Source organism: Xanthomonas sp. NCPPB 3959 (genome assembly GCF_056675575.1).
This window is the reverse complement of the sequence record NZ_JBWWVR010000024.1, coordinates 28503-51414: the sequence shown is the minus strand read 5'-3', so window position 1 is coordinate 51414 and position 22912 is coordinate 28503. Positions and strand designations below refer to the sequence as shown.

Genomic DNA, 22912 nt, shown 5'->3' with positions numbered 1-22912 from the left:
GAGCGACCAGCGCACACGCGCTACCAGCACACAGATGCGTCGCGCACTGGCGCATCCCTTCTCCCATCGGGAGAAGGTGCCCGAAGGGCGGATGAGGGTACGTGTGCACGTAAGAGTGAAAAATCCTCAGCTCTACGAATCTCCATTCCCGAATCCCGAATCCTCGCTCAGCCGATCGAGTCAATAGCGAAATAGAGCTATGGCAGCATCATGCATTCGTCGCCGCACACGAATGCCACCAAGACCGTCTGGCACCAACAGCACTCTATTCCTTCCGATTTGAGCATTTTCAGCACTCCATCCACACAGGTTGGAACGCTGGTTCTCATTCCGTCACGGACACGCGGGTATTTGCGGTCTAAAATATTCACATGATTAGCGCTGAGGACCCTGGGAGGGGCTGCGCGTTCATATCCTGACGTTCTTGTTTAGGGCGTTGTTCTTTAGATCGGGGCCGCCCTTTGCCAGCCTGTGATCTTTCTCCCTCCACGACTCGCCACCGTTTGCTGGTGCCTGGGTCCTTCCTGACATCTCAAAATGACTGATCAATCCTCAAAACGTGGGCTAGGCACCTGGTTGCTGGTGGCCTATGCGGTGGTGATCGCCGTGCTCGGTGCGGTGCTCGCCTACGAAGGCGGCCGCCTGGTTGCCGTTGGCGGTTCCTGGTACTACCTGTTGGCAGGCATCGGCCTGTTCCTGGCTGGCGTCTTGCTGGCGCTGGGCAAGCGTGCCGGCCTGTGGCTGTTTGGCGCCACGCTGGCGGCCACCATCGCGTGGGCGCTGTGGGAAGTGGGCCTGGATGGCTGGGGCCTGGTCCCGCGTCTGGCCATGATGTCGGTGCTCGGCCTGGTGCTGCTGCCGTTCTGGGGCGTGGCGCGTCGGCGCATGCAGCCATTGTCGGGTCTGAGCTATGTGCTGGTGACCGGCGTGCTGCCGATCCTGGGCGCAGCGCTGATCCTGTGGCCGTTGCTGGTACCGCGCAATGTCGAACTGGCCGATGCCTCCAAGCTGCCGGCCGAGAACGCAACGCCGTTCAGCCGCGCCAACGTGCCCAGCCCGGACGGCAACGTCGCGGCTAACCACGATGCCAGCAACTGGACGTCGTACGCCGGCTCCAACCTGTCCAACCATTACACCCCCGGCGCGCAGATCACCCCGGAAAACGCCAAGGACCTGAAGGTGGCCTGGGAATTCCATACCGGCGATCTCAAGCCGGCCGGCTCCAAGCTGGGCTACGCCTTCCAGAACACCCCGCTCAAGGTCGGCGACCTGCTCTACATCTGCACCCCGACCCAGAAAGTGATCGCGGTGGAAGCGGCCAACGGCAAGGAGCGCTGGCGCTTCGACCCGCAGACCAACCCGAAGGCGATGGCCGGCGTTGCCGCCACCACCTGCCGTGGCGTGTCGTACTACCAGGCGCCGGAAGGCACCGCGGAGTGCCCGACCCGGATCTTCTGGCCGATGGTCGACGGCCGCCTCGGCGCGCTGGACGCGCAGACCGGCAAGCTGTGCACCAGCTTCGGCAACAACGGCTTTGTCGATCTCAATGCCGGCACCGGCAACACCAAGCCGGGCTTCGTCGGCCCGACCTCGCCGCCTGTGGTGATGCGCGGTGTGGTGATCCAGCCCACCGGCCAGGTGCGCGACGGCCAGGAAGGCGATGCGCCCTCGGGCGTGGTGCGTGGCTTCGATGCACTCACCGGCCAGCTGCGTTGGGCCTGGGACCTGGGCAACCCGGCGATCACCGCCGAGCCGCCGGCCGGCCAGACCTATACCCGCTCGACCCCGAACGTGTGGTCGCTGATGTCTGCCGACGACGAGCTGGGCCTGGTCTATCTACCCACCGGCAATGCCTCGGGCGATTTCTTCGGCAAGGGCCGCACGCCGCAGGATGAGGAATACACCGCCTCGCTGGTCGCCGTGGACGCGGCCACCGGCAAGGAGCGTTGGCACTTCCGCACCGTCAACCACGACCTGTGGGATTACGACATCGGCCCGCAGCCGAATCTGGTCGATTGGCCGGTCGCTGGCGGCGGTACCCGTCCTGCGGTGATCCAGGCCACCAAGTCCGGCCAGGTGTTCGTGCTGGACCGCGCCACCGGCGAGCCGATCATGCCGGTCAAGCAGATCGCCGTGCCGCAAGGGACCGATCACGGCGACTTTACCGCTGCCACGCAGCCGATCTCGCCGGGCATGCCCAATACCGTGGGCGCGCCGAGCCGCGAGTACGAAACCATCATCGAATCCGATGCCTGGGGCATGACCCCGTTCGACCAGCTGGCTTGCCGTATCCAGTTCAAACAGCTGCGCTACGAAGGCATGTTCACCCCGCCGACCCTGCAAGGCTCGCTGGCGTTCACCGGCAACCACGGCGGCATCAACTGGGGCGGCGTCTCGGTCGATCTGCAGCGCGGCATCATGGTGATGAACAGCAATCGCCTGCCGTACACCTTGCAGGTCTATACCCGCGAGAAAATGAACGAGCTGGGCGTGGTCTCGGTGTTCGACGGCAAGAGCAAGACCCCCGGCTACATGGCGCAGAAGGGCCTGGCCTACGGCGCCCGCAAGGAGCCGTGGATGTCGCCGCTCAACACGCCGTGCGTGGCACCGCCATGGGGCTACATCTCCGGCGTGGATTTGCGCACGCAGCAGGTGATCTGGCGCCGTCCGCTGGGCACCGGCTACGACCAGGGCCCGATGGGCATCCCGTCCAAGACCAAGTTCGAAATCGGCACGCCCAACAACAGCGGCTCGCTCGCCACGGCTGGTGGCGTGACCTTCATCGGCGCGACCCTGGACGACTTCATGCGCGGCTTTGACACCCGCACCGGCAAGCAGGTCTGGGAGACCCGCGTGCCGGCCGGCCCGCAGGCAGCCCCGCTGAGTTACACCATCGACGGCAAGCAGTACATCGTGGCCGCCGTGGGTGGACACGACCGCATGGAAACCAAGTCCGGCGACAGCGTCATCGCCTGGGCATTGCCGGACGATGCGCAGGCCACGCCGGCCAAGTAATCGGCCGACACTGCGTTAGTGAGTGCAACAGATTGAACCGACCGTCGCGAGACGGTCGGTTTTTTTGTGGGGATTGGAAGTGGGAATCGTAAGAGCGGTTGCGAGTGTCGCGGCTGATGGGAGGCGTGCGCGCGCTTCTAAGACGCCCGCCGCAGACACGATTCCGGCGTTAATCAGCCCATGATATTTCACTCGAAATTTACATTTAAAAACTCAGATCCCGACGCCGCACAACCATTCCATCACGTACCAAACCGCACTGAAACCGCTTCCAAATCAATCACATCGGCGATTTCGTCCGCTTAGCGCCCACATTCCGACGAACGGCAATTTCACGCCGTCATGATTCGGGCTCAGCCGCCGATACCCCCAATGCAGCGTATTTCCTGCCGGACGCAGACCCATCCCAGATCACCTAGTCGGACCCAGCCTATGTTGCCTTCACACGATGCCACCGCTGTCCCCCGCCCATCTGCCGGCAGGAGCCTTGCGCGTGCCACCGGAATGGCCTGGCTTCCCGCCGCTGCGCACATCGGGCTGCTGGTACTGCTGACGCTCTACGCCGCCACGTTGGTGCCCGGTGGTTTTTGGAGCGGGCTGGGACGGATGTTGCCGGCACTGCTGGTGGTGGGCATCGCCAGTACAGGGCTATGGTGGTGGTCGCGCCGTCGCACCAGCGCACAGTTGCAGCAGGCAATCGGCGTGGTCGCGGCGATGGGCGATGAGCGCTTTCAGCGCGTGGAGCTGCGCAACGCATCCGGCGAGCTTGCGCCGTTGCTGCATGCGCTGCAGGCGACCCAGGACAAGCTGGCCATCCGCATCGACGTGATGGAACAAGGCCTGCGCCATGGCCAGTTCGTGATCAAGGCGCTGGACGATCTGGACACCATGATCCGCATCGCCGACGACGACGGCCAGGTGCTGTTCGCCAATCGCAAATTGCTCGCGATGCTCAAGCTGATCGAGCCGGATGTGCAGAGTTTCCGCCCCAGCTTCCATGCCGAAGGCTTCGTCGGCGGCAGCATCGGCGACATCTATCCGGACAGCCAGGCGGCGATCGACCGCATGCGCGCATTGACCGCTTCCAAAGCGGTGCGCGCGCCATTCTTCGGCCGCCAGATCGACTTCGTCTACAGCCCCATCATTGCCGCCGACGGCACCAAGCTGGGCACCATCGCGCAGTGGATGGACGTCACCGCGCAGGTCAATGCCGAGCAGGCGCTGATCCAGATCATCGATGCCGCCGCCGTCGGCGATTTCAGCCGGCGCATGCAGATGGACGGCATGGACGGTGTGCTGCTGTCGCTGGCCCAGGGCATCAACCGCATCTACGACTCGGTGGAAACCCACCTGGCCGCGTTGGCACGCGTGATCGGCGCCATGGCCGAAGGCGACCTCACCCAGCGTGTGGAGGGCGATGCGCACGGCATCTTTGCGCGCCTGCGCGACGACACCAACCAGACCGTACTCCGTCTGACCGAAATCATCGGCGGTATCCAGGTTGCCTCCGACACCATTCGCCAGGCCGCGGTGGAAATCGCTGCCGGCAACACCGACCTGTCCGAACGCACCGAGCAGCAGGCCGCCAACCTCGAAGAAACCGCAAGCTCCATGGAAGAACTCACCTCCACCGTGAAGCAGAATGCGGAAAGCGCGCTGCAGGCCAATCGTCTGGTAGTGGGCACCGGCGAAGTGGCGCAGAGCGGGGGCAAGGTGATGGACGACGTGGTGTCCACCATGAGCCAGATCAGCACCGCCTCGCGCAAGATCGGCGAGATCATCGGCGTCATCGACGGCATCGCCTTCCAGACCAATATCCTGGCGCTCAACGCCGCAGTGGAAGCCGCACGCGCGGGCGAGCAAGGCCGTGGTTTCGCCGTGGTCGCCTCGGAAGTGCGCGCGTTGGCGAGGCGCTCGGCCGATGCGGCCAAGGAGATCAAGACGCTGATCGCCGACTCCACCGACAAGGTCGAACTGGGCTCGGGCCTGGTGCACCGCGCCGGCGCGACCATGCGCGAGATCGTCGGCTCGGTGAAGCACGTCACCGACATCATGAGCGAGATCACCGCCGCCAGCGCCGAGCAATCCAGCGGCATCGAACAGGTCAACCGCACGGTCGCGCAATTGGACGAAGTCACCCAACGCAACGCCGCGCTGGTGGAAGAAGCCACCGCCGCTGCACGCAGCCTGGAAGAACAGGCAGTGGAGCTGGCCGATGCGGTGTCGATTTTCCGCCTGCAGCCTGCCCATAACGGCAACGCAAACGTAGTGCGTGCAAGTTTTGGAAACGCGGCGGCGTAAGCGGCCGTCACGGAATCACCGTAGGAGCGCACCTGGGCGCGATGGGCGTTACCGGTAACGCCCATCGCGCACAAGTGCGCTCCTACGCGGAGCTCGCTCGCTGAGATAAGCGCTAATCAAGAAACCGTGCACGCTGCTCGGGGCTTGGCAACATGCAATGCTCGGTGCGACCGAACCAGCGATAGCGATTGCGTGCGATTAGGCGATAGCCGATGTCGCGCACGCCGCTGGGCACCACACGCAACACAGTGGCCAGCCGCCAGATGCCGCCTAAGCCAGCCAGGACCCGCACGATCGCATCGCTGTCGGTCCACGCACCGCTGGCATCCACCAGTAGAAACGACAGCGGGTCGTCCGGATCCAGACCGTGCTGCAACAACAACGCGCGTCCGGCCTGGCCCTGCATCGCGGCAAAGCGATAACGCCCACGCCGATCGTGACGCAGCAGAAATTTGACCCAGCCATTGCACAGCAGACACACGCCATCGAAGACGATGGTCGCGGGCGCCTGGCCTGGCTTACCGCAGGGCGGCTCCACCCGAGGCGGCTCCGAGTGAGAAGGCTCCGAGTGAGGCAGCTCCACGTGAGGCACTTCAACGAGCGGTGGATCAACGCGGTTCAAGCCAACCCTCGTAGCGAATGAACGGGCCGACCAGCGGCAGGTGCACGTCGACCAGAAATCCATAGCGGCCAGCGTCGGCATGCTCGCGGCAACGCACCTGCTCGAACCAGCGCGCAGGCAGCGGAATCCAGCCGAACGCCCACACACGGGTGGCCTGCCAGCACAGCGACTGCGTATCGGTGTGCAGCGCGAATTCGAAGCGCACCGCGCCCAGATGTTCGCGCAAGCCGTTGCCGTGCCGCCACAAGCGCGAATGCATCGGCAGGCCGTCAAAACAGCGATGCCAGCGCTCGCCATTCGCGTCGGCAAGAAATTCCACTTCGACCTCCACTTCGCCGCTGCGCGGCAACCGGCTCAGCAACGCCAGCACTGGCACCAACAGATGGCGACCGCGCTGGATCTGCGCCCTACCGGCAAAGGTCTGCCGTTGCTGCACAGAATGCAGCGCACGCACCGGCATAGGCACAGGCACAGGCAGCTGCGCGAACGCGCCCTGCCCCAGCACGAACAACGGCACGCTCAGGGCGCGATCCAGGCCAGCGTGGCCATGCGCCCGCTGCAGCGATCGCGACGATGCGAGAAGAAGCGTTGCGGGTCGGAAATGGTGCACAACCCACCACCATGGATGGCGCCAGCCGGCACACCGGCCTGCTGCAGGCGCTGACGCGCCAAGGCATACAGATCCATCAACCAATGCCCTGGGCGCGTGGCAACAAACGCGCTCTGCGCCTGCGCATCGTGCGCGACGAAGGCGTCGAACACGTCCTGCCCGATTTCGTACACCTGCGGCCCCGCCGCCGGCCCCAACCACGCTACCATGTGCTGCGGCGGCGTGCGCATGGCCGCCACGCTGCGCTCCAGCATGCCGTCGGCCAACCCGCGCCAACCCGCATGTGCGGCGGCGACTTCGCTGCCATCGCCGGCGGCGAGCACGACCGGCAAGCAATCGGCGGTGAGGATCGCCAGCACCACGCCGGGCACGTCGGTCACCGAAGCATCGGCAACCGCTTCCCGCGCACCCGGCGCGACATCGTCCGCGGCACTGATCGGCTCGCCGGTCGCAACCGGCGGCGCAGCGAAGCGCACCACCTCCACCCCATGCACCTGGCGCAGCCAGTGCGGCGTGCTGGGCAGTGCCAGCGCCTCGACCAGCAGCGCTCGGTTGCGCTCCACCCGTTCCGGCACGTCGCCGTCGGCAGCATTGCGATTGCCGAGGTTGAGTGTGTCGAACGGCGCCTGCGATTCGCCCAGGCCGTAACGCAGCGTGGTCAGTGCGTGGATGCGCGGCGGTGCCGGCCAGTTGGCCGGCAACACGAACGGCGCGACGGCTGCCACCTTAGCGGCGTGCCTGCTCGGCGGCGCGCACGCTGTCTTCGCGCAACGCGGTCATCAACCGCTGCAGATCCACCGGCACCGGCGCGCTGGCGCGCACCGGCTCGCCGCTGACCGGATGCAGGAATTCCAGGGTTTCGGCATGCAACGCCTGGCGCTTGAAGGTGCGCAATTCATGCACCAATTCGTCGCTGGCGCCCTTGGGCAACTTGAGCGCGCCGCCGTACAGCGGGTCGCCGACGATCGGCGATTTCAGATGCGCCATATGCACGCGAATCTGATGGGTACGCCCGGTTTCCAGGCGGCATTCCAGCGCGGTGTGCGCACGGAAGCGCTCGCGCAGGCGGTAATGGGTGACCGCATCGCGGCCGTCGTCGCGCACCGCCATCTTCAGGCGATCGCGCGGGTGGCGGTCGATCGGCGCATTGGCGGTGCCGCCGGAGACCAGCGCGCCCACCACCACCGCCAGATACTGGCGATGCACATCGCGCGCGGACAGCTGCTCCACCAGCGCGGTCTGCGCCTGCACGGTGCGCGCCACCACCATCACGCCGCTGGTGTCCTTGTCCAGACGATGCACCACGCCGGCACGCGGCACGGCCGCAAGCGCCGGGTCGCGGAACAGCAGCGCATTGACCAGGGTGCCGTCCGGGTTGCCGGCGCCCGGGTGGACCACCAGCCCGGCCGGCTTGTCGATCACCAGCACCTGGTCGTCTTCGTACAACACGCTCAGCGGGATGTCCTGCGGCTCGGAATGGGTCTGGATTTCCAACACCACCTGCACCTGCACGCTCTCGCCGCCGCGCAAGGTGTCGCGCGGACGCGCCATTTCGCCGTTCAGCAGCGCATCGCCGGATTTGATCCACTCCGACAGCCGCGAGCGCGAGAATTCGGGGAACAGCTCGGCCAGCACCGCGTCGAAACGGCGCCCTGCGGCGTTGTCGGGCACGATGGCCTGGCGGATGGACGGGTCGAGGGGTTCGGCAGATGGGTCGGACATGGACACAGGCACTCAGGCAAAAGCGGGAATTTGGGGTCCGGGCGGCGGGAGTCAGTCGCCGGACAGGCCACTAGGCTATCATCGCGCTCTCGTTTTCCTGATGCGTCCTGCCCAGACCCATGATCCGACGGTCCACGTTTTCCGCGCCTGCGCGCCTGATTGCCCTCATGCTGGTGATGGCGTTCGTCGTCACCGGTTGCCACCGCGGCGCCAAGAACAAGAATCCCGACGAGGGCATGCCGGTCGAGCAGCTGTACGGCAAGAGCCACGGTCTGATGGAGAAAGGCAACTGGGCCGGCGCCGAAGCCAGCTACAAGCGCCTGATCGCCCAGTACCCGTACGGCCCGTACACCGAGCAGGCGATGATCGAGACTGCGTATGCGCAGTACAAGGCCGGCAAGCACGACGACACCGTCTCCAGCGTCGACCGCTTTATCCGTACCTACCCGACCCATCGCAACATCTCGTATCTGTATTACCTGCGTGGTCTGGCCAACAGCAACCGCGACACGGTGTTCCTGCGCCGCGTGTGGTCGCTGGACCCGAGCCGTCGCGATCTGTCCTCGCCGCAGCAGGCCTACAACGACTTCAATACCGTCACCGACCGCTATCCGAACAGCCGTTACGCGCCGGATGCGCGCAAGCGAATGATCGAACTGCGCGACGTGTTCGCCCAGCATGAGCTGGACAACGCGCTGTACTACCTGCGCCGCAATGCCTGGGTCTCGGCGGCTGGTCGTGCCAATTACCTGCTGGAAACCTATCCGCAGAGCGCCTACCAGTACGACGCGGTCGCGGTGCTGGCCGAGGCCTACACGCATCTGGGCAACAAGACCCTGGCCGCCGACGCGCGCCGCGTGCTGGAACTCAACAGCCCGCAGCATCCGTGGCTGACCGGCAACTGGCCGAAGTACCCGTGGGCCATCCGCAAGCTCAACCCGTTCGCTGGCGAGAAATCCGCTGCCAGCGGCGAGCGCAACTCGCAGATGAGTCGCGACTGAGACAGCGGACGCAGCTGAATACCCAAAGGGGCCGCAAGGCCCCTTTTTTATTGCGTCATTGCAGATGCAGCAGCACGCTTGCGACGGCGGCGTGCCGATTGCCGCAGGCCCTTGCAGTGCCAGACCACGGTCACGTCTGATCCACCGGGCAACCGACCGCCCAGCATGACGTAGCTTCGCGCCGGCACCCCGCGCGTTCTCGCAGCCCGCCTGCGGCACTTGCGAGCACGTCACCAGACCTGGCGCCAGATCACCGAACCGCCCGCACGTGCTGCCTATACTCGCCTCGAAGAAGATCCGACTCCCCCACAGGTGCCAGCCAAGGAGGCCGCATGTCTCGCTCCATCGTCCCATTGATGCTCATGCTGTTGCTGGCGACACTGACCGCGACTGCCACTGCGGCGCCCATCGTCTACGGCGTCAACGCCCACGACAATCGCCCCGGCTACCCCATGGCCCAGGCCGAGGCACGCTTCAAACTGCTGGCCGCGCGCAACCTGCGCAGCTACCGATTCGATGTGGACCCGCGCGATTACGCAACGCTGGACGCCCTGGTCCCGCTGGCGCGTCAGTACGGCATCACGCTGCGCCCGATGGTCTACCCGATGTCGCGCGAGATCGGCTACCAGCTGGCACGTCGCTATGCGGCCGACATCAAGGTCTGGGAGATCGGCAACGAACAGGATCTGGTGCGCGCCGAGGCCGATGCCCGCATCGCCGCAATGACCACGATGTATCTGGGCATGCGCCAGGCCTCCAACGAACTGGGTGCCGGCCTGCGCTTCACCATCAACATCACCGCCTGCAACAGCGACGACCGCAGCGCCAACGCGCGTTGCCCGGGCGATCGCAATGGCTCGCTGTGGTTTCTGGCCAAGGCCAAGGCGGCCGGCTTCGACTTCGACCACATCAGCTTCCACTACTACGCCTTCCACCACGACGCCGGCTACTGGACCGAGTTGTATCTGGGCCAGCTGCGCACTGCCGCGCAGACCTACAACACGCCGGTGTTCTTCAACGAGCTGAACTGTGCGGAGATCTACACCGGCAATACCACCGGCGGTGCGCAAGGCGATCGCGGCTGCTACGACAGCCTGGCGCAGTTGCTAAGCAACGTGCGAACCAACTATGCCGATGTGGTGTCCGAAGTGAACGTCTACGAATTGCTGGACCAGACCACGATCCAGGGCGCCGAAGGCCACTTCGGCCTGATGTACGACCTGGCGCGGCCCAAGCCGACCCTGGACCTGCTCACCCGCTTCGCGCAACCACCGGCCACCGCAGCGGCAGCCGGCGCGCCCGGCTACTGACTGGAATAGCCAATCGGGCTACTGACCGGAATAGCCATTGGTGATCGGGTAACGCCGCTCGCGACCGAAGGCGCGCCGCGACACCTTCGGGCCGGGCGCGGACTGATGGCGCTTCCACTCGTTGAGCCGCACCAACCGCAGCACGTGTTCGACCGTATCGGCGGCGTAGCCGGCCGCAACGATGTCGTCGCGCGACTGCTCCTGATCGACGTAGCGATACAGGATCCCGTCGAGCACGTCGTATGGCGGCAGCGAATCCTGGTCGGTCTGGTTGTCGCGCAACTCGGCCGAAGGCGGGCGCGAAATCACTGCCGGCGGAATCACCGGCGCACCGCCCACGGTATTGCGCCATTTGGCCAGGCCGAACACCTCGGTCTTGTACAGGTCCTTGAGCGGGGCATAGCCGCCGCACATGTCGCCGTAGATGGTGGCGTAACCCACCGCGTATTCGCTCTTGTTGCCGGTGGTCAGCAGCAGCCCGCCGAACTTGTTGGACAACGCCATCAGGATCACCCCGCGGCTGCGCGACTGCAGGTTTTCTTCGGTGATATCCGGCTGGGTGCCTTCGAACATCGGCCCCAGCGCGGCGAGCAGGCCTTCGAATGCCGGCTCGATCGCAATGGTTTCCAGCTTGACGCCCAACGCGCGGCATTGCTCCTCGGCCAGATCGTTGGAGAGATTGGCGGTGTAGCGCGACGGCAGCCGCACCGCAGTGACGTTGTCGCCCCCCAGCGCATCGACCGCCATCGCCAGCACCAATGCCGAATCGATGCCACCGGACAATCCCAGCCACACCTTGCTGAAGCCGTTTTTGCGGCAATAGTCCTGCAACCCACGCACCACTGCGCGCCAAGCCAGCGCGTCCATGCTCTCGTCGCCATCGTCCACCCACACCACCGGGGTGAAGCTACGTTCGCCGGCGGCGTAATCCACCACCAGCCACTGGTCGACGAAGGCCGCAGCGGCCGGATGCACGGTGCCGTCGGCATCGGCCACCACCGATGCGCCGTCGAACACCAGCGCGTCCTGCCCGCCAACCACATTGAGATAGGCAATCGCCGCCCCGCTCTCGCGGGTGCGCTCGGCCAGCAAGGCATCGCGCTGCGCATGCTTGCCGCGCTCGTACGGCGAGGCATTGGGCACCAGCACCAACTCGGCGCCGGCCTGCACGGTCTTTGCGAGCGGCTCGGCAAACCACAGGTCCTCGCAGATCACCACGCCCACTTGCACGCCCTTGACCGTGACCACGCAGTTGTCGCCATCCGGATCCACGTCGAAATAGCGGCGCTCGTCGAACACCGCGTAGTTGGGCAACTCGCGCTTGCGGTACGTGGCTTCGATGCGCCCGTCGCGCAGCACGCTGGCTGCGTTGTAGACCACGCTGCCGGCACTCTGCGGCCAGCCGACCACCGCGACGATCCCGCGCGCGCTGGCAGCGATGCGCGCCAGCACTTCTTCGCAATGCGCGAGAAACCCTGGCCGCAGCAGCAGATCTTCCGGTGGGTAGCCGCTGATCGCCAGCTCGGGAAACAGCACGATGTCTGCCCCGAACTCGTCGCGCGCTGCCGCGATGAACTCGATGATGCGATCGGTATTGCGCGCCACGGCACCGACCGGGAAGTCGAACTGGGCCATGGCGATACGAAGCGTCTGGGACATGGGAAGGCCTATGCGGATGCAACTGGAGAGGCGTGGCTGCGCCGCATCCCGCAAGAGACCGAGATGCAGATCGGCGTTGCCGCCAAGCCTGCATTATTCCAGAAGCGCGCGAACCTGCCGCGGTCCGCCGCTGCGCCAGTGCGTCTCAGTAAGCCGCACCCAAATAGTGACGCGCTTCGACGACCAGAACGACCCGGCGACCGGCGAGCCGGTGATGACCTCGGCCGCATTCCATTCGTGTGCGCGTAGCACGCCGCATAGCGCGACCTGCGTTGCATCCAGCAGCAATCACTCAATCAGACGGTGCGCATTGTCGGGTGGATGTGGGGCCGCGTTACGGAATGCGCAGCGCGACGCCAGGCATGGCGGATGCTGCGCGCCGCGCACACCGAACCGATAATGGATCAGCACAGTGTGCCGGCCCTTGCAATGGCTAATCCCAAAAGCCGAACGCGCACCGATGCTGCGCGTTCGGCACACAGCGGCAACGGGCTCAGTCTGCCTGCAGTGCCCGTACCACCATCGCGCTATCCACTACCTGCTCCATCCGCACGATCTTGCGGTCCTGAAAGTGGTACAGATGCGCAAACGCGGCCTGCATGGTGTTGCCGGTCCTGCGATAACGCCCGGAGTACACACCGAACGCAGCCACCCACTCGCCATCGGCCAGGTAGGTATGCACCTTCGCTTGATAGCCCTCCCACTCGCTCGCCAGGCGCTCGAACACATTGGCGAAAATGGCGTCCGCGCCGACGTAGGTGCCCGCATACGGGAACCCGGCCGCTTCGGTCCAGTGCGCATCGGCGGCCAACGCAGCGCGTAGGTGCCTGGCGTTTTCTTCCGGCGCGTTTTCGTAGGTATTGCGGATGATCTCCAGCGGCGTCGTCATTGCATCAGCCCCACTGCATCTCGCCGGTGGCGACCTTGGCGCCGATCTGCAATGCCACGGCCATGCCGGCATCGGGATAGCGCGCGGTCATGGCGTTGATCAGGTCGGCACTGTTGCTGTGCCTGGCCAGCTCTTCCTCGAAGGCCAGCAGATAGTCGCGCGTATAGGTGATGGCCGATACATCGATTGGCGCGCCCGGCACCATGTGCCCGGGCACGACGACCGATGGCTGCCGCGCCGCCATGCTGTCCAGCGTCTTGCGCCAGGCGGCACGCCCTTCGGCACCGCGCGTGTCGGCTGTCCACACATGCGTGCCGGAGAACACCAGCACGCCACCAACGATCGCCTTGAGCGCCGGCACCCACACGTAGCGTCGATTGGTCAGACCGTCGGCATCGACGATCTCCAGCGCGTGGTCTTCCAGGGTGAGCGTATGGCCGTCGAAGACCTCCGGCATCACGATGTCGGCCAGGGTCTGCGGGCCATTTTCCTTCAGCTGCGGGCCCCAGGTGGCCAGCTTCTTTTCGACATTGCTCTTGATCGCCGCGATGGTGGCCGAGGCGGCGATGACGCGCGCCTTGGGGAAGGCGGCCTTGATCGGCGCCAGGCTGAAGTAATAGTCCGGGTCGCTCTGGCTGATGTAGATGGTGGTCAGCGTCTTGCCGCTGGCGCGGATCGCCTCGGCCAGCGCCTTGCCGTCGGGCAGCGTAAAGCCGCCATCGATCAGCACCGCATCGCGTGCGCCGGAAATCAGGACTGGCGCGCGGAAGAACCCATGTTCGCCGGCGGGGAAATGGTGATAGGTCAGTGTGGTCTGTGCAGCCATGGCGGTATTCGCTCCAAGGACGGCCGTCGCGACACTCGCAACAGCCAGGGTTTTGATGACGTCTCGTCGGGTTGGCATTGTTTTGGCCTTTTGGGATGGCGATGGATTGAGGTGGAGTTGGAACTAGGGCTGGAGTTGGGTTGGAATGCTTTGATCAGCGCGCGTACAAAGCGATGCCTGGGCCGGCGCAGCACGTGCGCCCGTACCCTCATCCGGCGCTACGCGCCACCTTCTCCCGGCGGGAGAAGGGAGCCAGAGCCCCTCTCCCGCCGGGGCACCAGGGCACGGCTTACGTGCCACTGGCGCGTGTGCCTTGGTGCGCCCGCGCCGCAAGCGCGGGTTGGGGCGCGGAGCGGGGGTTGGGGTGAGTGTGCGGCGGAAGGCAGCCCATTCACTGGAGACGTGTGTGGGTGAAGGTCCGCTGCGAGACAGCCAACCCCGCAACGAGAAACCAGTCACCCAGCCGCCTAAAAATGCCCAGCATCCAACTGCCGCAGGACTAAATCGGGGTTCCCATAACCCGCCCCAACATCCAGCAACCACCGCTTGCCAGACGACTGTGCAACCAACGTCGGCACGCCGCGCACATCGAATTCCTGCAACAGTTCCAGCGCCTTGTCGATCCGCGCCTGCGTCAGCGCAAGCAGCTGCGCATCCGGCGCGGCGATCTGCTGCGCGGCCTGCTCCAGACCGAGCGATTCCAGCAGGCCAACCAGCGTACCCAACGCAGTCACATCATCGCCATCCACATAGCGCGCCTGCTGGATGGCACCCAGCACCTGCAATTCGCGCGAGGGATCGCTACGTGCCACCGCCGTCAGCGCCAGCGTCGCCAGGCCGCTGTCGAAGCGCTGCTGACGATCGCCGAGCACGCGCTGACGATACTGCTCGCTGAAAACCTGGCCGGTCAGCTGCGCAATGCGCTGATCGTTGGACCAGGCATAGCCGGCGAAGGTGTCGTCCATTGCCCTGGCGCCAGCGCCCAGAAACAGGCCGGCGGGCAGCAATTCCAGGGTGACATCGGCTCGCGCCTGCAACGCCGAGACCACGGCCGTCGCGCCGTAGCACCAGCCGCACAGCGGGTCATAGAGGTAGTGAACAGTGGTGGACATGGCGGCGAAATCCAGTGGCGATGGACGCATCCTAGGCCGCTCCCGTTGACTCTTAAATCCATCCGCAGTAAACATACCGTATGCCAACAACATACAATCGAACCGAGTCCGGCCCCGGTGGCCTGGGCAATCTGCGCCGGCTGGCGTATTTCGTCGCTGTGGTGGAAGCCGGCTCGTTTACGGCAGCGGCCGAGCGCCTGGGCATCACCAAGGCGGTGGTGAGCCAGCAGGTCGCCCGCCTGGAACGCGAATGTCGCACCTCGCTGTTGGTGCGCACGACCCGCAAGGTGCGCACCACCGAACTCGGGCAGGCGTTCTATCTGCGCTGCGCGGCGATCCTGCGCGATACCGACGATGCCTTCGATGCACTGACCGACACCGCCGCCGAACCGTCCGGCCTGCTCAGGCTCACCGCACCGCTGGACTACGGCGTACGCGTGGTGGTGCCGGCCATCGCGGCCTTCACCCGGCGCCACCCGGGCTGCAAGGTCGATGCGATCCTCAGCGACCAGACCCTGGACCTGATGACGGCCAACATCGAGCTTGCGATCCGCGTCGGCTGGCTGGCCGAAAGCAGCCTGCAGGCACGCAAGATCGGTGCGTTCCGGCAGTTGCTGGTCGCGCCTTCCACAATGACTGCGCAGCTGGCCGGACTCACCGCGCCACAGGACATCGCCACACTGCCGTTCATCGCCAACACGGCCTTGCGCGATCATCAGCGCTGGCACTTCGCGCATGCCACGCACGCGCCGCAGAGTGTGGACGTGCAACCCGGCATCTTTCTCGACGCCACCCTCGCCGTACGCGAAGCGGTCTGCCAAGGCGCGGGAATCTCGGTACTGCCGGATTATGTGGTCGCCGACGATCTGGCCGCAGGTCGTTTACTGCATGTGCTGCCGCAGTGGCAGTTGCCGTCCGGTGGTATCCACGCGGTGTTCCCGGCAACGCGCTTTCGACCGGCAAAAGTGCGTGCCTTCGTGGATGTGTTGCTTGAGCAGACGGCGCAGCAGCACGCCCTCTAAATCGAACGCTGCGAGCCAGGCGAATTAGCCGATAAGCCACAACAGGCGACGGCGGCCACGAAGACGCTGACACAACGCGGCAATTAGCCATCGGATTTGGCAATCCAATATCGCCGCCATAAAAAAGGCCACCCGAAGGTGGCCTCTTTCACACTCACACGCTTGCGCGCGATGCGTGTTTCTTACTTCACCAGCGCAGCAATCGCCGCACCCAGATCGCCCGGCGAACGGACGGTCTTGACGCCAGCAGCTTCCATCGCGGCAAACTTGCCTTCGGCCGTGCCCTTGCCGCCCGATGCGATCGCACCGGCATGGCCCATGCGCTTGCCGGCCGGAGCCGAGGCACCGGCGATGAAGCCGACGACCGGCTTCTTCACGAACTGCTTGATGTACTCGGCACCGGCTTCCTCGGCGTCGCCGCCGATTTCGCCGACCATGATGATGCCTTCGGTCTGCGGGTCTTCGTTGAACAACTTGAGGCAGTCGACGAAGTTCAGGCCGTTGATCGGGTCGCCGCCGATCCCGATGCAGGTGCTCTGGCCCAGGCCCACTTCGGTGGTCTGCTTGACCGCTTCATAGGTCAGGGTGCCCGAACGCGACACGATGCCGATCTTGCCCGGCTTATGGATGTGGCCCGGCATGATGCCGATCTTGCACTCGCCCGGGGTGATCACGCCGGGGCAGTTCGGCCCGATCAGCACGGTGTCCGGATGGGCACGGGTCAGCACGTTCTTGACGCGCAGCATGTCCAGCACCGGGATGCCCTCGGTGATGCACACGATGACCTTGATGCCGGCCGCAGCCGCTTCCAGGATCGCATCGGCCGCATACGGCGGCGGCACGTAGATCACCGAAGCGTCAGCGCCGGTGGCAGACACAGCGTCGGCCACGGTGTTGAACACCGGCAGGTCGATATGCGTGGTGCCGCCCTTGCCCGGCGTCACGCCGCCGACGACCTGGGTGCCGTACTCGATCATCTGAGTGGCGTGGAAGGTGCCCTGCTGGCCGGTGAAGCCCTGCACGATCACCTTGGTGTTCTTGTTAATCAAAACGGACATGGATAGTTCCTTCGGTGTCGTGAATCAGGCGGCGTTCTTGACAGCTTCAACGACTTTCTTGGCACCGTCGTTGATGTTGTCGGCCGGGATGATGGCCATGCCGCTGTCGCGCAGCAGCTGCTTGCCCTCTTCCACATTGGTGCCTTCCAGGCGCACCACGACCGGAACCTTGACGCCCACTTCCTTGACCGCAGCGATGATGCCTTCGGCAATCATGTCGCAGCGAACGATGCCACCGAAGATGTTGACGAAGATGCCTTCGACCTTGTCCGAGGACAGGATCAGCTTGAACGCTTCGATGACGCGCTGCTTGTTGGCACCGCCGCCCACGTCCAGGAAGTTCGCCGGCTCGCCGCCGTTGAGCTTGATCACGTCCATGGTGGCCATGGCCAGGCCTGCGCCGTTGACCATGCAACCGATGTTGCCGTCCATGGTGACGTAGTTGATGTCCAGCTCGGACGCGGTCACTTCGGTCTCGTCTTCCTGCGTCTTGTCGCGCATGGCGACCAGTTGCTTCTGACGGAACGCGGCGTTGTCGTCGCTGTCGAACTTGCCGTCCAGCGCATACAGGTTGCCGTCGTCCAGGATCGCCAGCGGGTTGATTTCAACCAGCGCCAGATCCTTTTCGTTGAACAGCTTGTACAGGTTCACCATGATGCTGGCGAACTGGCCGGCCTGCTTGGCGGTCAGGCCGAGCTTGAAGCCGAAATCGCGGCCGTGGTAACCCTGCACGCCTTCGACGAAATCGACGTTGAGCGCGTGGATCAGTTCCGGGGTTTCGGCAGCGACCTGCTCGATTTCCACGCCGCCTTCCGAAGAAGCGATGTAGGTGATGGTCTTGGTGCCACGGTCGACCAGCACCGACAGGTACAGCTCCTTGACGATCTCACCGGCGGTGGTCACCAGCACCAGGTTGATCGGCAGCTCGACGCCGGCGGTCTGATAGGTGGACATCTTGGTGCCGAGCATCTTGGCTGCTGCGGCCTTCACATCGTCGGTGGTCTTGCAGAACTTGACGCCGCCAGCCTTGCCGCGGCCGCCCGCATGGATCTGCGCTTTCACCATCCAGGGGCCCTTGCCCAGGGAATTGGCGGCTTCGACCGCTTCGTCCGGAGTAGCCGCGACCTTACCGGCCGGGACGGGAATGCCGTACTCGGCAAGCAGCTGTTTTGACTGGTATTCGTGGAAATTCATGCGTCACCGTGGGAAAAGGAAACGACCGCTGCGTGCAACGCAGACCGCCAGGGCGGCACGTCAAGAGACGCGAACGGGCCGCCTATTGTGGCTGACCGCGCCGTGCGGCGCAAAATTCGACGATCGTGCCGGCCCGATTGCAGCGCTTGCACGCGGCGCCGCAGTGTGCACACGTGCTACGTAAACCGCGCACCTGCCTATACTCGCGGCTCGTTCCAACGGGGGAATCGGTTTGCCATCCAGCGCATCGCTTATCGACCGGTTCCAGTCAGCGCCGCAGCGCGAGCTGTACTTTTTTTCGCTGTACCGGGTGCTGGTGGCCGGCCTGATCGCCGCGCTGGTGTTCAGCCCGTTATCCGATGCCATCCCCGAGCCGCGCTACCCGCGGCTGGCAGCAGGGGTCGCGATCGGTTATCTCTGCATGGCCGTGCCGCTGCTGTTCTGGGGCCGCAGCGAGCGCCGCCTGACCACCACCGTGTTCTGCTCGGTGCTAGCCGACATCCTTGCCGCCACCCTGGCCACGCACGCGCTGCCCGGCGCCAGTGCCGGCATCGCGATGATGTTGCTGTTCAATGTTGCCGCCGCCTCGCTCCTGCTGCGCCTGCGCTACGGCATGAGCATCGCGGTGCTCGCCAGCGGCGCCATCGTGCTGGAATACCTGTGGACCCTGCTCGAAGGCGGCGGCGCCGCCCGCCCGGTGGCCGAACTGGCCATGTTCGCCACCAGCTACGTCGCGGTGGCCTTCATCTGCGAACAGATCGGCTCGCGCGCGCGCCGCAACCAGGTGCTGGCGGAAGAACGCGGCGCGCAGGTGGCCAATCTCTACGAAATCAATGAACTGATCATCCGCCGCATGCGCACCGGCGTGCTGGTGGTCGATACGCACAACCACATCACCCTGGCCAACGAAGCGGCGCTGGCGCTGCTGGGCGATGGCGACCAGCGCAACGCCCCGGCCGACCTGTCGCTGGCCGCACTCACCCCGGAACTGGCGCGCCGCCTGCAACGCTGGCGCAGCGGCTGGCGCGAGGAAGAGGCCCCACTACAACTGGGCGCCGACCGCCCGGAAGTGCAGCCGCGCTTCGTGCGCCTGCTCGCCGACAGCGACCTGGTACTGATTTTTCTGGACGACGCCACGGTGGTGTCGCGGCGCGCCGAATCGCTCACCTTGTCGGCAATGGGACGCTTCTCGGCCAGCCTGGCGCACGAAATCCGCAACCCGCTCGCCGCAATCAGCTACGCCTCGCAACTGCTGGAAGAATCCCCGGACATCGGCGATGCCGACCGCCGCCTGCTGCAGATCATCCACCAGCAATGCCAACGCACCAACGGCATCGTCGAAAGCGTGCTCGCGCTGGCCCGACGCGAGCGCGCCAACCCGGACAATCTGGACCTGGCCGCATTCGTGCGCCGCTTCGTGGTCGAGTACCGGCAGACCCTGTCGATGGAAACCGACATCCTGGAGGCCAGCATCCAGGGCGCCTCGGTGCATGCGCTGGTCGACCCCAAGCATCTGCACCAGATCCTGACCGCACTGGTGCACAACGCACTCAAGTACGGCCGGGTCATGGACGAACCGGCGCGGGTCAAGCTGCGCGTGGAGCGCCTGGAGCGCATGGCGGTGATCGATGTCATCGACCGCGGGCCCGGCATTCCGGAGACGGTGGCCGCACAACTGTTCCGCCCGTTCTACACCACCTCAGAACATGGCACCGGGCTCGGCCTGTACATCGCCCAGGAGCTGTGCCGCGCCAACCAGGCGCAACTGGATTACGTCTCGGTGCCGGGCGGCGGCGCGTGTTTCCGGATCCTGTTGCAGGGGCCCAATGGCTTGCTTGGGAAGTGAGTGATTGCTGCCCTGCAGTGTCTGCAACGCGGATCCAAGGTGATGGCGCGACGCATTGATGGACGGACGTGTATGGTGGCTCTGCGTGGGTCCAAACCCCGACGACAATTGTCGTCCGTCATCGCGCTGGGCTATCGTGCGCACCATGAGCGAACCCAAAAGTGCCCTGGTTGTCGATGACGAGCGTGATATCCGCGAGTTGCTTGTTCTCACCCTGGGCCGGATGGGCCTGCGCATCAGCACCGCTGCCAACCTGGCCGAAGCGCGCGAGCTGCTGGCCAACAACCCCTACGACCTGTGCCTGACCGACATGCGCCTGCCAGACGGCAACGGCATCGAACTGGTCACCGAAATCTCAAAGCAATATCCGCAGACCCCGGTGGCGATGATCACCGCGTTCGGCAGCATGGACCTGGCGGTGGAAGCGCTGAAGGCCGGCGCGTTCGACTTCGTCAGCAAGCCGGTGGACATCAGCGTGCTGCGCGGCCTGGTCAAGCATGCGCTGGAATTGAACAACCGCGACCGCCCCGCCCCGCCACCGCCACCGCCGGAACAGGCCAGCCGCCTGCTCGGCGACTCCAGCGCGATGGAAAGCCTGCGCGCCACCATCGGCAAGGTCGCGCGCAGCCAGGCGCCGGTCTATATCGTCGGCGAATCGGGCGTGGGCAAGGAGTTGGTCGCGCGCACCATCCATGAACAAGGCGCACGCGCGGCCGGTCCGTTCGTGCCGGTGAACTGCGGCGCCATTCCCGCCGAACTGATGGAGAGCGAATTCTTCGGCCACAAGAAAGGCAGCTTCACCGGCGCGCATGCCGACAAGCCCGGCCTGTTTCAGGCCGCGCATGGCGGCACGCTGTTCCTGGACGAAGTGGCCGAATTACCGCTGCAGATGCAGGTCAAACTGCTGCGCGCCATCCAAGAGAAATCGGTGCGCCCGGTCGGCGCCTCCACTGAATCGCTGGTGGATGTGCGCATCCTCTCGGCCACCCACAAGGACCTCGGTGACCTGGTCTCCGACGGCCGTTTCCGCCACGACTTGTACTACCGCATCAACGTGATCGAACTGCGCGTCCCCCCACTGCGCGAACGCAGTGGCGACCTGCCGCAACTGGCCGCGGCCATCATTGCGCGCCTGGCACGCAGCCACGGCCGCCCGATTCCGCTACTGACCCAATCCGCGCTCGACGCGCTGGACACATACGGCTTCCCCGGCAACGTGCGCGAACTGGAAAACATCCTAGAACGCGCCTTAGCCCTGGCCGAAGACGACCAGATCAGCGCCAGCGACCTGCGCCTGCCCGCCCACGGCGGCCACCGCCTCGCCGCCAGCCCCGGCAGCGCCGCCATCGAACCGCGCGAAGCGGTGGTCGACATCGACCCCGCCTCGGCCGCCCTGCCCTCTTACATCGAGCAACTCGAGCGCGCCGCGATCCAGAAAGCGCTGGAAGAAAACCGCTGGAACAAGACCAGAACCGCCGCGCAGCTGGGCATCACGTTTCGTGCGCTTCGTTACAAGCTCAAGAAGTTGGGGATGGAGTAGCTGCTGCTTTATTGCTACGCCTGCTTCCGAACGATTCCGCAGCTAGGGCTACAAGACGAGCAGGTGTACCACAACACCCTCACGTGAATCTCGGGCGCGAAACGCTTTGAGTCTCTTGCACGTGACACGAACGAGCCGCTGCAGACTACTCAGCGGGAAACACTATCGAGCCGTTGATGCAGGCTAGTAGGCTCCTGCTCAACCGAGCAAGAACATCGATCAACCACTGGCGCGCGGGCCATATCGTGGGATCCAGTTGATATCGGCAGAATTCCAGGATTGGAGCTCAGGCCCACCGAGCCCTGAGCTCCTATGAACTACGCCCTGCATTCGTAGTGGATGAAAATAACGTTGTCGGATCAACCATCTTGAGGGCGCCTACAGAAAGCTCCACTCATGGATCAAGGACAAACTTGGCTCACCTGAGCAGAGCAGGACAAGCCTCCACCATTTGCCGAATATTGCCCACCGCACGATAGCGACACGGTTCCCGGGCCATTTGACGCAACTGACTGACCAGGAGTCAGACTTCCACTGTAGCCCGGGGACTGTATGCCGCAGGTGGTACCTGTAACGCTGCCCGACGCCTGAGTGCACTGGATGATGGCTGCAGATTTGACGGGAGCCAAGCCGCGGAACGAGCTGCCATTACGTGCAGAGCCAAAGATCGTTTGCTCCGGTGAGCATGTGGTGTCATCAATCCTTGCTGCGCAGTTCAGACCACCACCACTCGCTGCGTAGGAACCGATGCAATTGAGGACGACATTGCCTGGTGCATTGGTACCTATAGACTCACCTACTGACAGGACGCCGTTCCACCCTGGAGCTTGCACCGAGCAAAATGTGCCTGCTTGTCCCCCACCTGTTGCCTGCGTGCAGGTCACAACGGATAACGTTGACGCTATCGCATTCCCTTGTGTTGAACCACCATTGCGAGCACTGGCCGTAATGGTTTGAACCGCAGCATTCACCGAACCAAAACAGGCCAATCCGCACACCAGGGCGACGAAACTACAGACTTTCAGCCTAATCATTACGCAACTCCTTCAGGACCACGCCAGTCGAAGAAACCTCAGATCAGCAAAAATGACTTGTAAAAACAGTTGCTATCGAAAGAATTATTTGAACGCAGCTTAGCTACTGTCAATGCAAAAAAGGTCAGCAGGAAGTTATTTGTGATCGCTC

General features: G+C 64.6%; 17 protein-coding genes. 7 read left to right on the top strand and 10 right to left on the bottom strand.

What is annotated here, in order from left to right; translation table 11 throughout:
• The first annotated feature begins 576 nt into the window (after positions 1 to 576).
• Both AC1KVG_RS20315 and AC1KVG_RS20310 read left to right on the top strand, forming a co-directional pair.
• On the top strand, positions 577 to 3015 hold the full coding sequence (locus tag AC1KVG_RS20315; protein WP_481095604.1) for a glucose/quinate/shikimate family membrane-bound PQQ-dependent dehydrogenase: 2439 nt from the start codon (positions 577 to 579) through the stop codon (positions 3013 to 3015).
• Positions 3016 to 3447: 432 nt separating this feature from the next.
• Positions 3448 to 5316 (top strand): methyl-accepting chemotaxis protein, encoded by a 1869-nt coding sequence (locus tag AC1KVG_RS20310; protein ID WP_481095598.1) that lies wholly within the window; start codon positions 3448 to 3450, stop codon positions 5314 to 5316.
• 112 nt (positions 5317 to 5428) lie between these two features.
• Here the strand turns inward: AC1KVG_RS20310 and AC1KVG_RS20305 are convergent, their stop codons facing one another.
• From AC1KVG_RS20305 to rluD, 4 genes are all read right to left on the bottom strand, one after another.
• Positions 5429 to 5854 carry a thiol-disulfide oxidoreductase DCC family protein gene (locus AC1KVG_RS20305; protein WP_481095597.1) on the bottom strand — a complete coding sequence of 142 codons (426 nt, stop codon included), beginning with the start codon at positions 5852 to 5854 and terminating at the stop codon, positions 5429 to 5431.
• Between the two features lie 70 nt (positions 5855 to 5924).
• The gene (locus AC1KVG_RS20300; protein WP_481095596.1) at positions 5925 to 6455 is read right to left on the bottom strand and encodes a DUF4166 domain-containing protein; all 531 of its coding nucleotides are present in this window, start codon (positions 6453 to 6455) and stop codon (positions 5925 to 5927) included.
• 2 nt (positions 6456 to 6457) lie between these two features.
• On the bottom strand, positions 6458 to 7273 hold the full coding sequence (pgeF, locus tag AC1KVG_RS20295; protein WP_481095595.1) for a peptidoglycan editing factor PgeF: 816 nt from the start codon (positions 7271 to 7273) through the stop codon (positions 6458 to 6460).
• Between the two features lies 1 nt (position 7274).
• Positions 7275 to 8270, bottom strand: coding sequence for a 23S rRNA pseudouridine(1911/1915/1917) synthase RluD (gene rluD, locus AC1KVG_RS20290; protein ID WP_006450712.1), 996 nt, complete (start codon positions 8268 to 8270; stop codon positions 7275 to 7277).
• Positions 8271 to 8389: 119 nt separating this feature from the next.
• On the opposite strand from rluD, the gene AC1KVG_RS20285 reads away from it, so the two are divergent.
• On the top strand, positions 8390 to 9271 hold the full coding sequence (locus tag AC1KVG_RS20285) for an outer membrane protein assembly factor BamD (RefSeq protein WP_006450711.1): 882 nt from the start codon (positions 8390 to 8392) through the stop codon (positions 9269 to 9271).
• Positions 9272 to 9603: 332 nt separating this feature from the next.
• A complete protein-coding gene (locus AC1KVG_RS20280) occupies positions 9604 to 10581 on the top strand; it encodes a hypothetical protein (protein WP_481095594.1) in 978 nt (325 codons plus the stop codon).
• 18 nt (positions 10582 to 10599) lie between these two features.
• Here the strand turns inward: AC1KVG_RS20280 and AC1KVG_RS20275 are convergent, their stop codons facing one another.
• From AC1KVG_RS20275 to AC1KVG_RS20260, 4 genes are all read right to left on the bottom strand, one after another.
• Positions 10600 to 12240: an NAD+ synthase gene (locus AC1KVG_RS20275; RefSeq protein WP_481095593.1), complete on the bottom strand. Its 1641-nt coding sequence runs from the start codon at positions 12238 to 12240 to the stop codon at positions 10600 to 10602.
• Between the two features lie 493 nt (positions 12241 to 12733).
• Positions 12734 to 13129: a nuclear transport factor 2 family protein gene (locus AC1KVG_RS20270; RefSeq protein WP_481095592.1), complete on the bottom strand. Its 396-nt coding sequence runs from the start codon at positions 13127 to 13129 to the stop codon at positions 12734 to 12736.
• Positions 13130 to 13133: 4 nt separating this feature from the next.
• A complete protein-coding gene (locus AC1KVG_RS20265) occupies positions 13134 to 13955 on the bottom strand; it encodes an MBL fold metallo-hydrolase (protein WP_481095591.1) in 822 nt (273 codons plus the stop codon).
• A gap of 467 nt (positions 13956 to 14422) precedes the next feature.
• Positions 14423 to 15067, bottom strand: coding sequence for a DsbA family protein (locus tag AC1KVG_RS20260; RefSeq protein WP_481095590.1), 645 nt, complete (start codon positions 15065 to 15067; stop codon positions 14423 to 14425).
• 80 nt (positions 15068 to 15147) lie between these two features.
• Between AC1KVG_RS20260 and AC1KVG_RS20255 the strand changes: the two genes are divergently transcribed.
• Positions 15148 to 16089 carry a LysR family transcriptional regulator gene (locus tag AC1KVG_RS20255; protein WP_481095589.1) on the top strand — a complete coding sequence of 314 codons (942 nt, stop codon included), beginning with the start codon at positions 15148 to 15150 and terminating at the stop codon, positions 16087 to 16089.
• Between the two features lie 182 nt (positions 16090 to 16271).
• Here the strand turns inward: AC1KVG_RS20255 and sucD are convergent, their stop codons facing one another.
• Together sucD and sucC are read right to left on the bottom strand one after the other, a co-directional pair.
• A complete protein-coding gene (gene sucD / locus AC1KVG_RS20250) occupies positions 16272 to 17147 on the bottom strand; it encodes a succinate--CoA ligase subunit alpha (RefSeq protein ID WP_006450729.1) in 876 nt (291 codons plus the stop codon).
• Positions 17148 to 17171: 24 nt separating this feature from the next.
• Positions 17172 to 18341 (bottom strand): ADP-forming succinate--CoA ligase subunit beta, encoded by a 1170-nt coding sequence (sucC, locus tag AC1KVG_RS20245; protein WP_006450728.1) that lies wholly within the window; start codon positions 18339 to 18341, stop codon positions 17172 to 17174.
• A gap of 232 nt (positions 18342 to 18573) precedes the next feature.
• On the opposite strand from sucC, the gene AC1KVG_RS20240 reads away from it, so the two are divergent.
• The gene (locus AC1KVG_RS20240; RefSeq protein WP_006448368.1) at positions 18574 to 20187 is read left to right on the top strand and encodes a sensor histidine kinase; all 1614 of its coding nucleotides are present in this window, start codon (positions 18574 to 18576) and stop codon (positions 20185 to 20187) included.
• Between the two features lie 145 nt (positions 20188 to 20332).
• The gene (locus AC1KVG_RS20235; protein ID WP_074058079.1) at positions 20333 to 21727 is read left to right on the top strand and encodes a sigma-54-dependent transcriptional regulator; all 1395 of its coding nucleotides are present in this window, start codon (positions 20333 to 20335) and stop codon (positions 21725 to 21727) included.
• Positions 21728 to 22912 lie beyond the last annotated feature (1185 nt).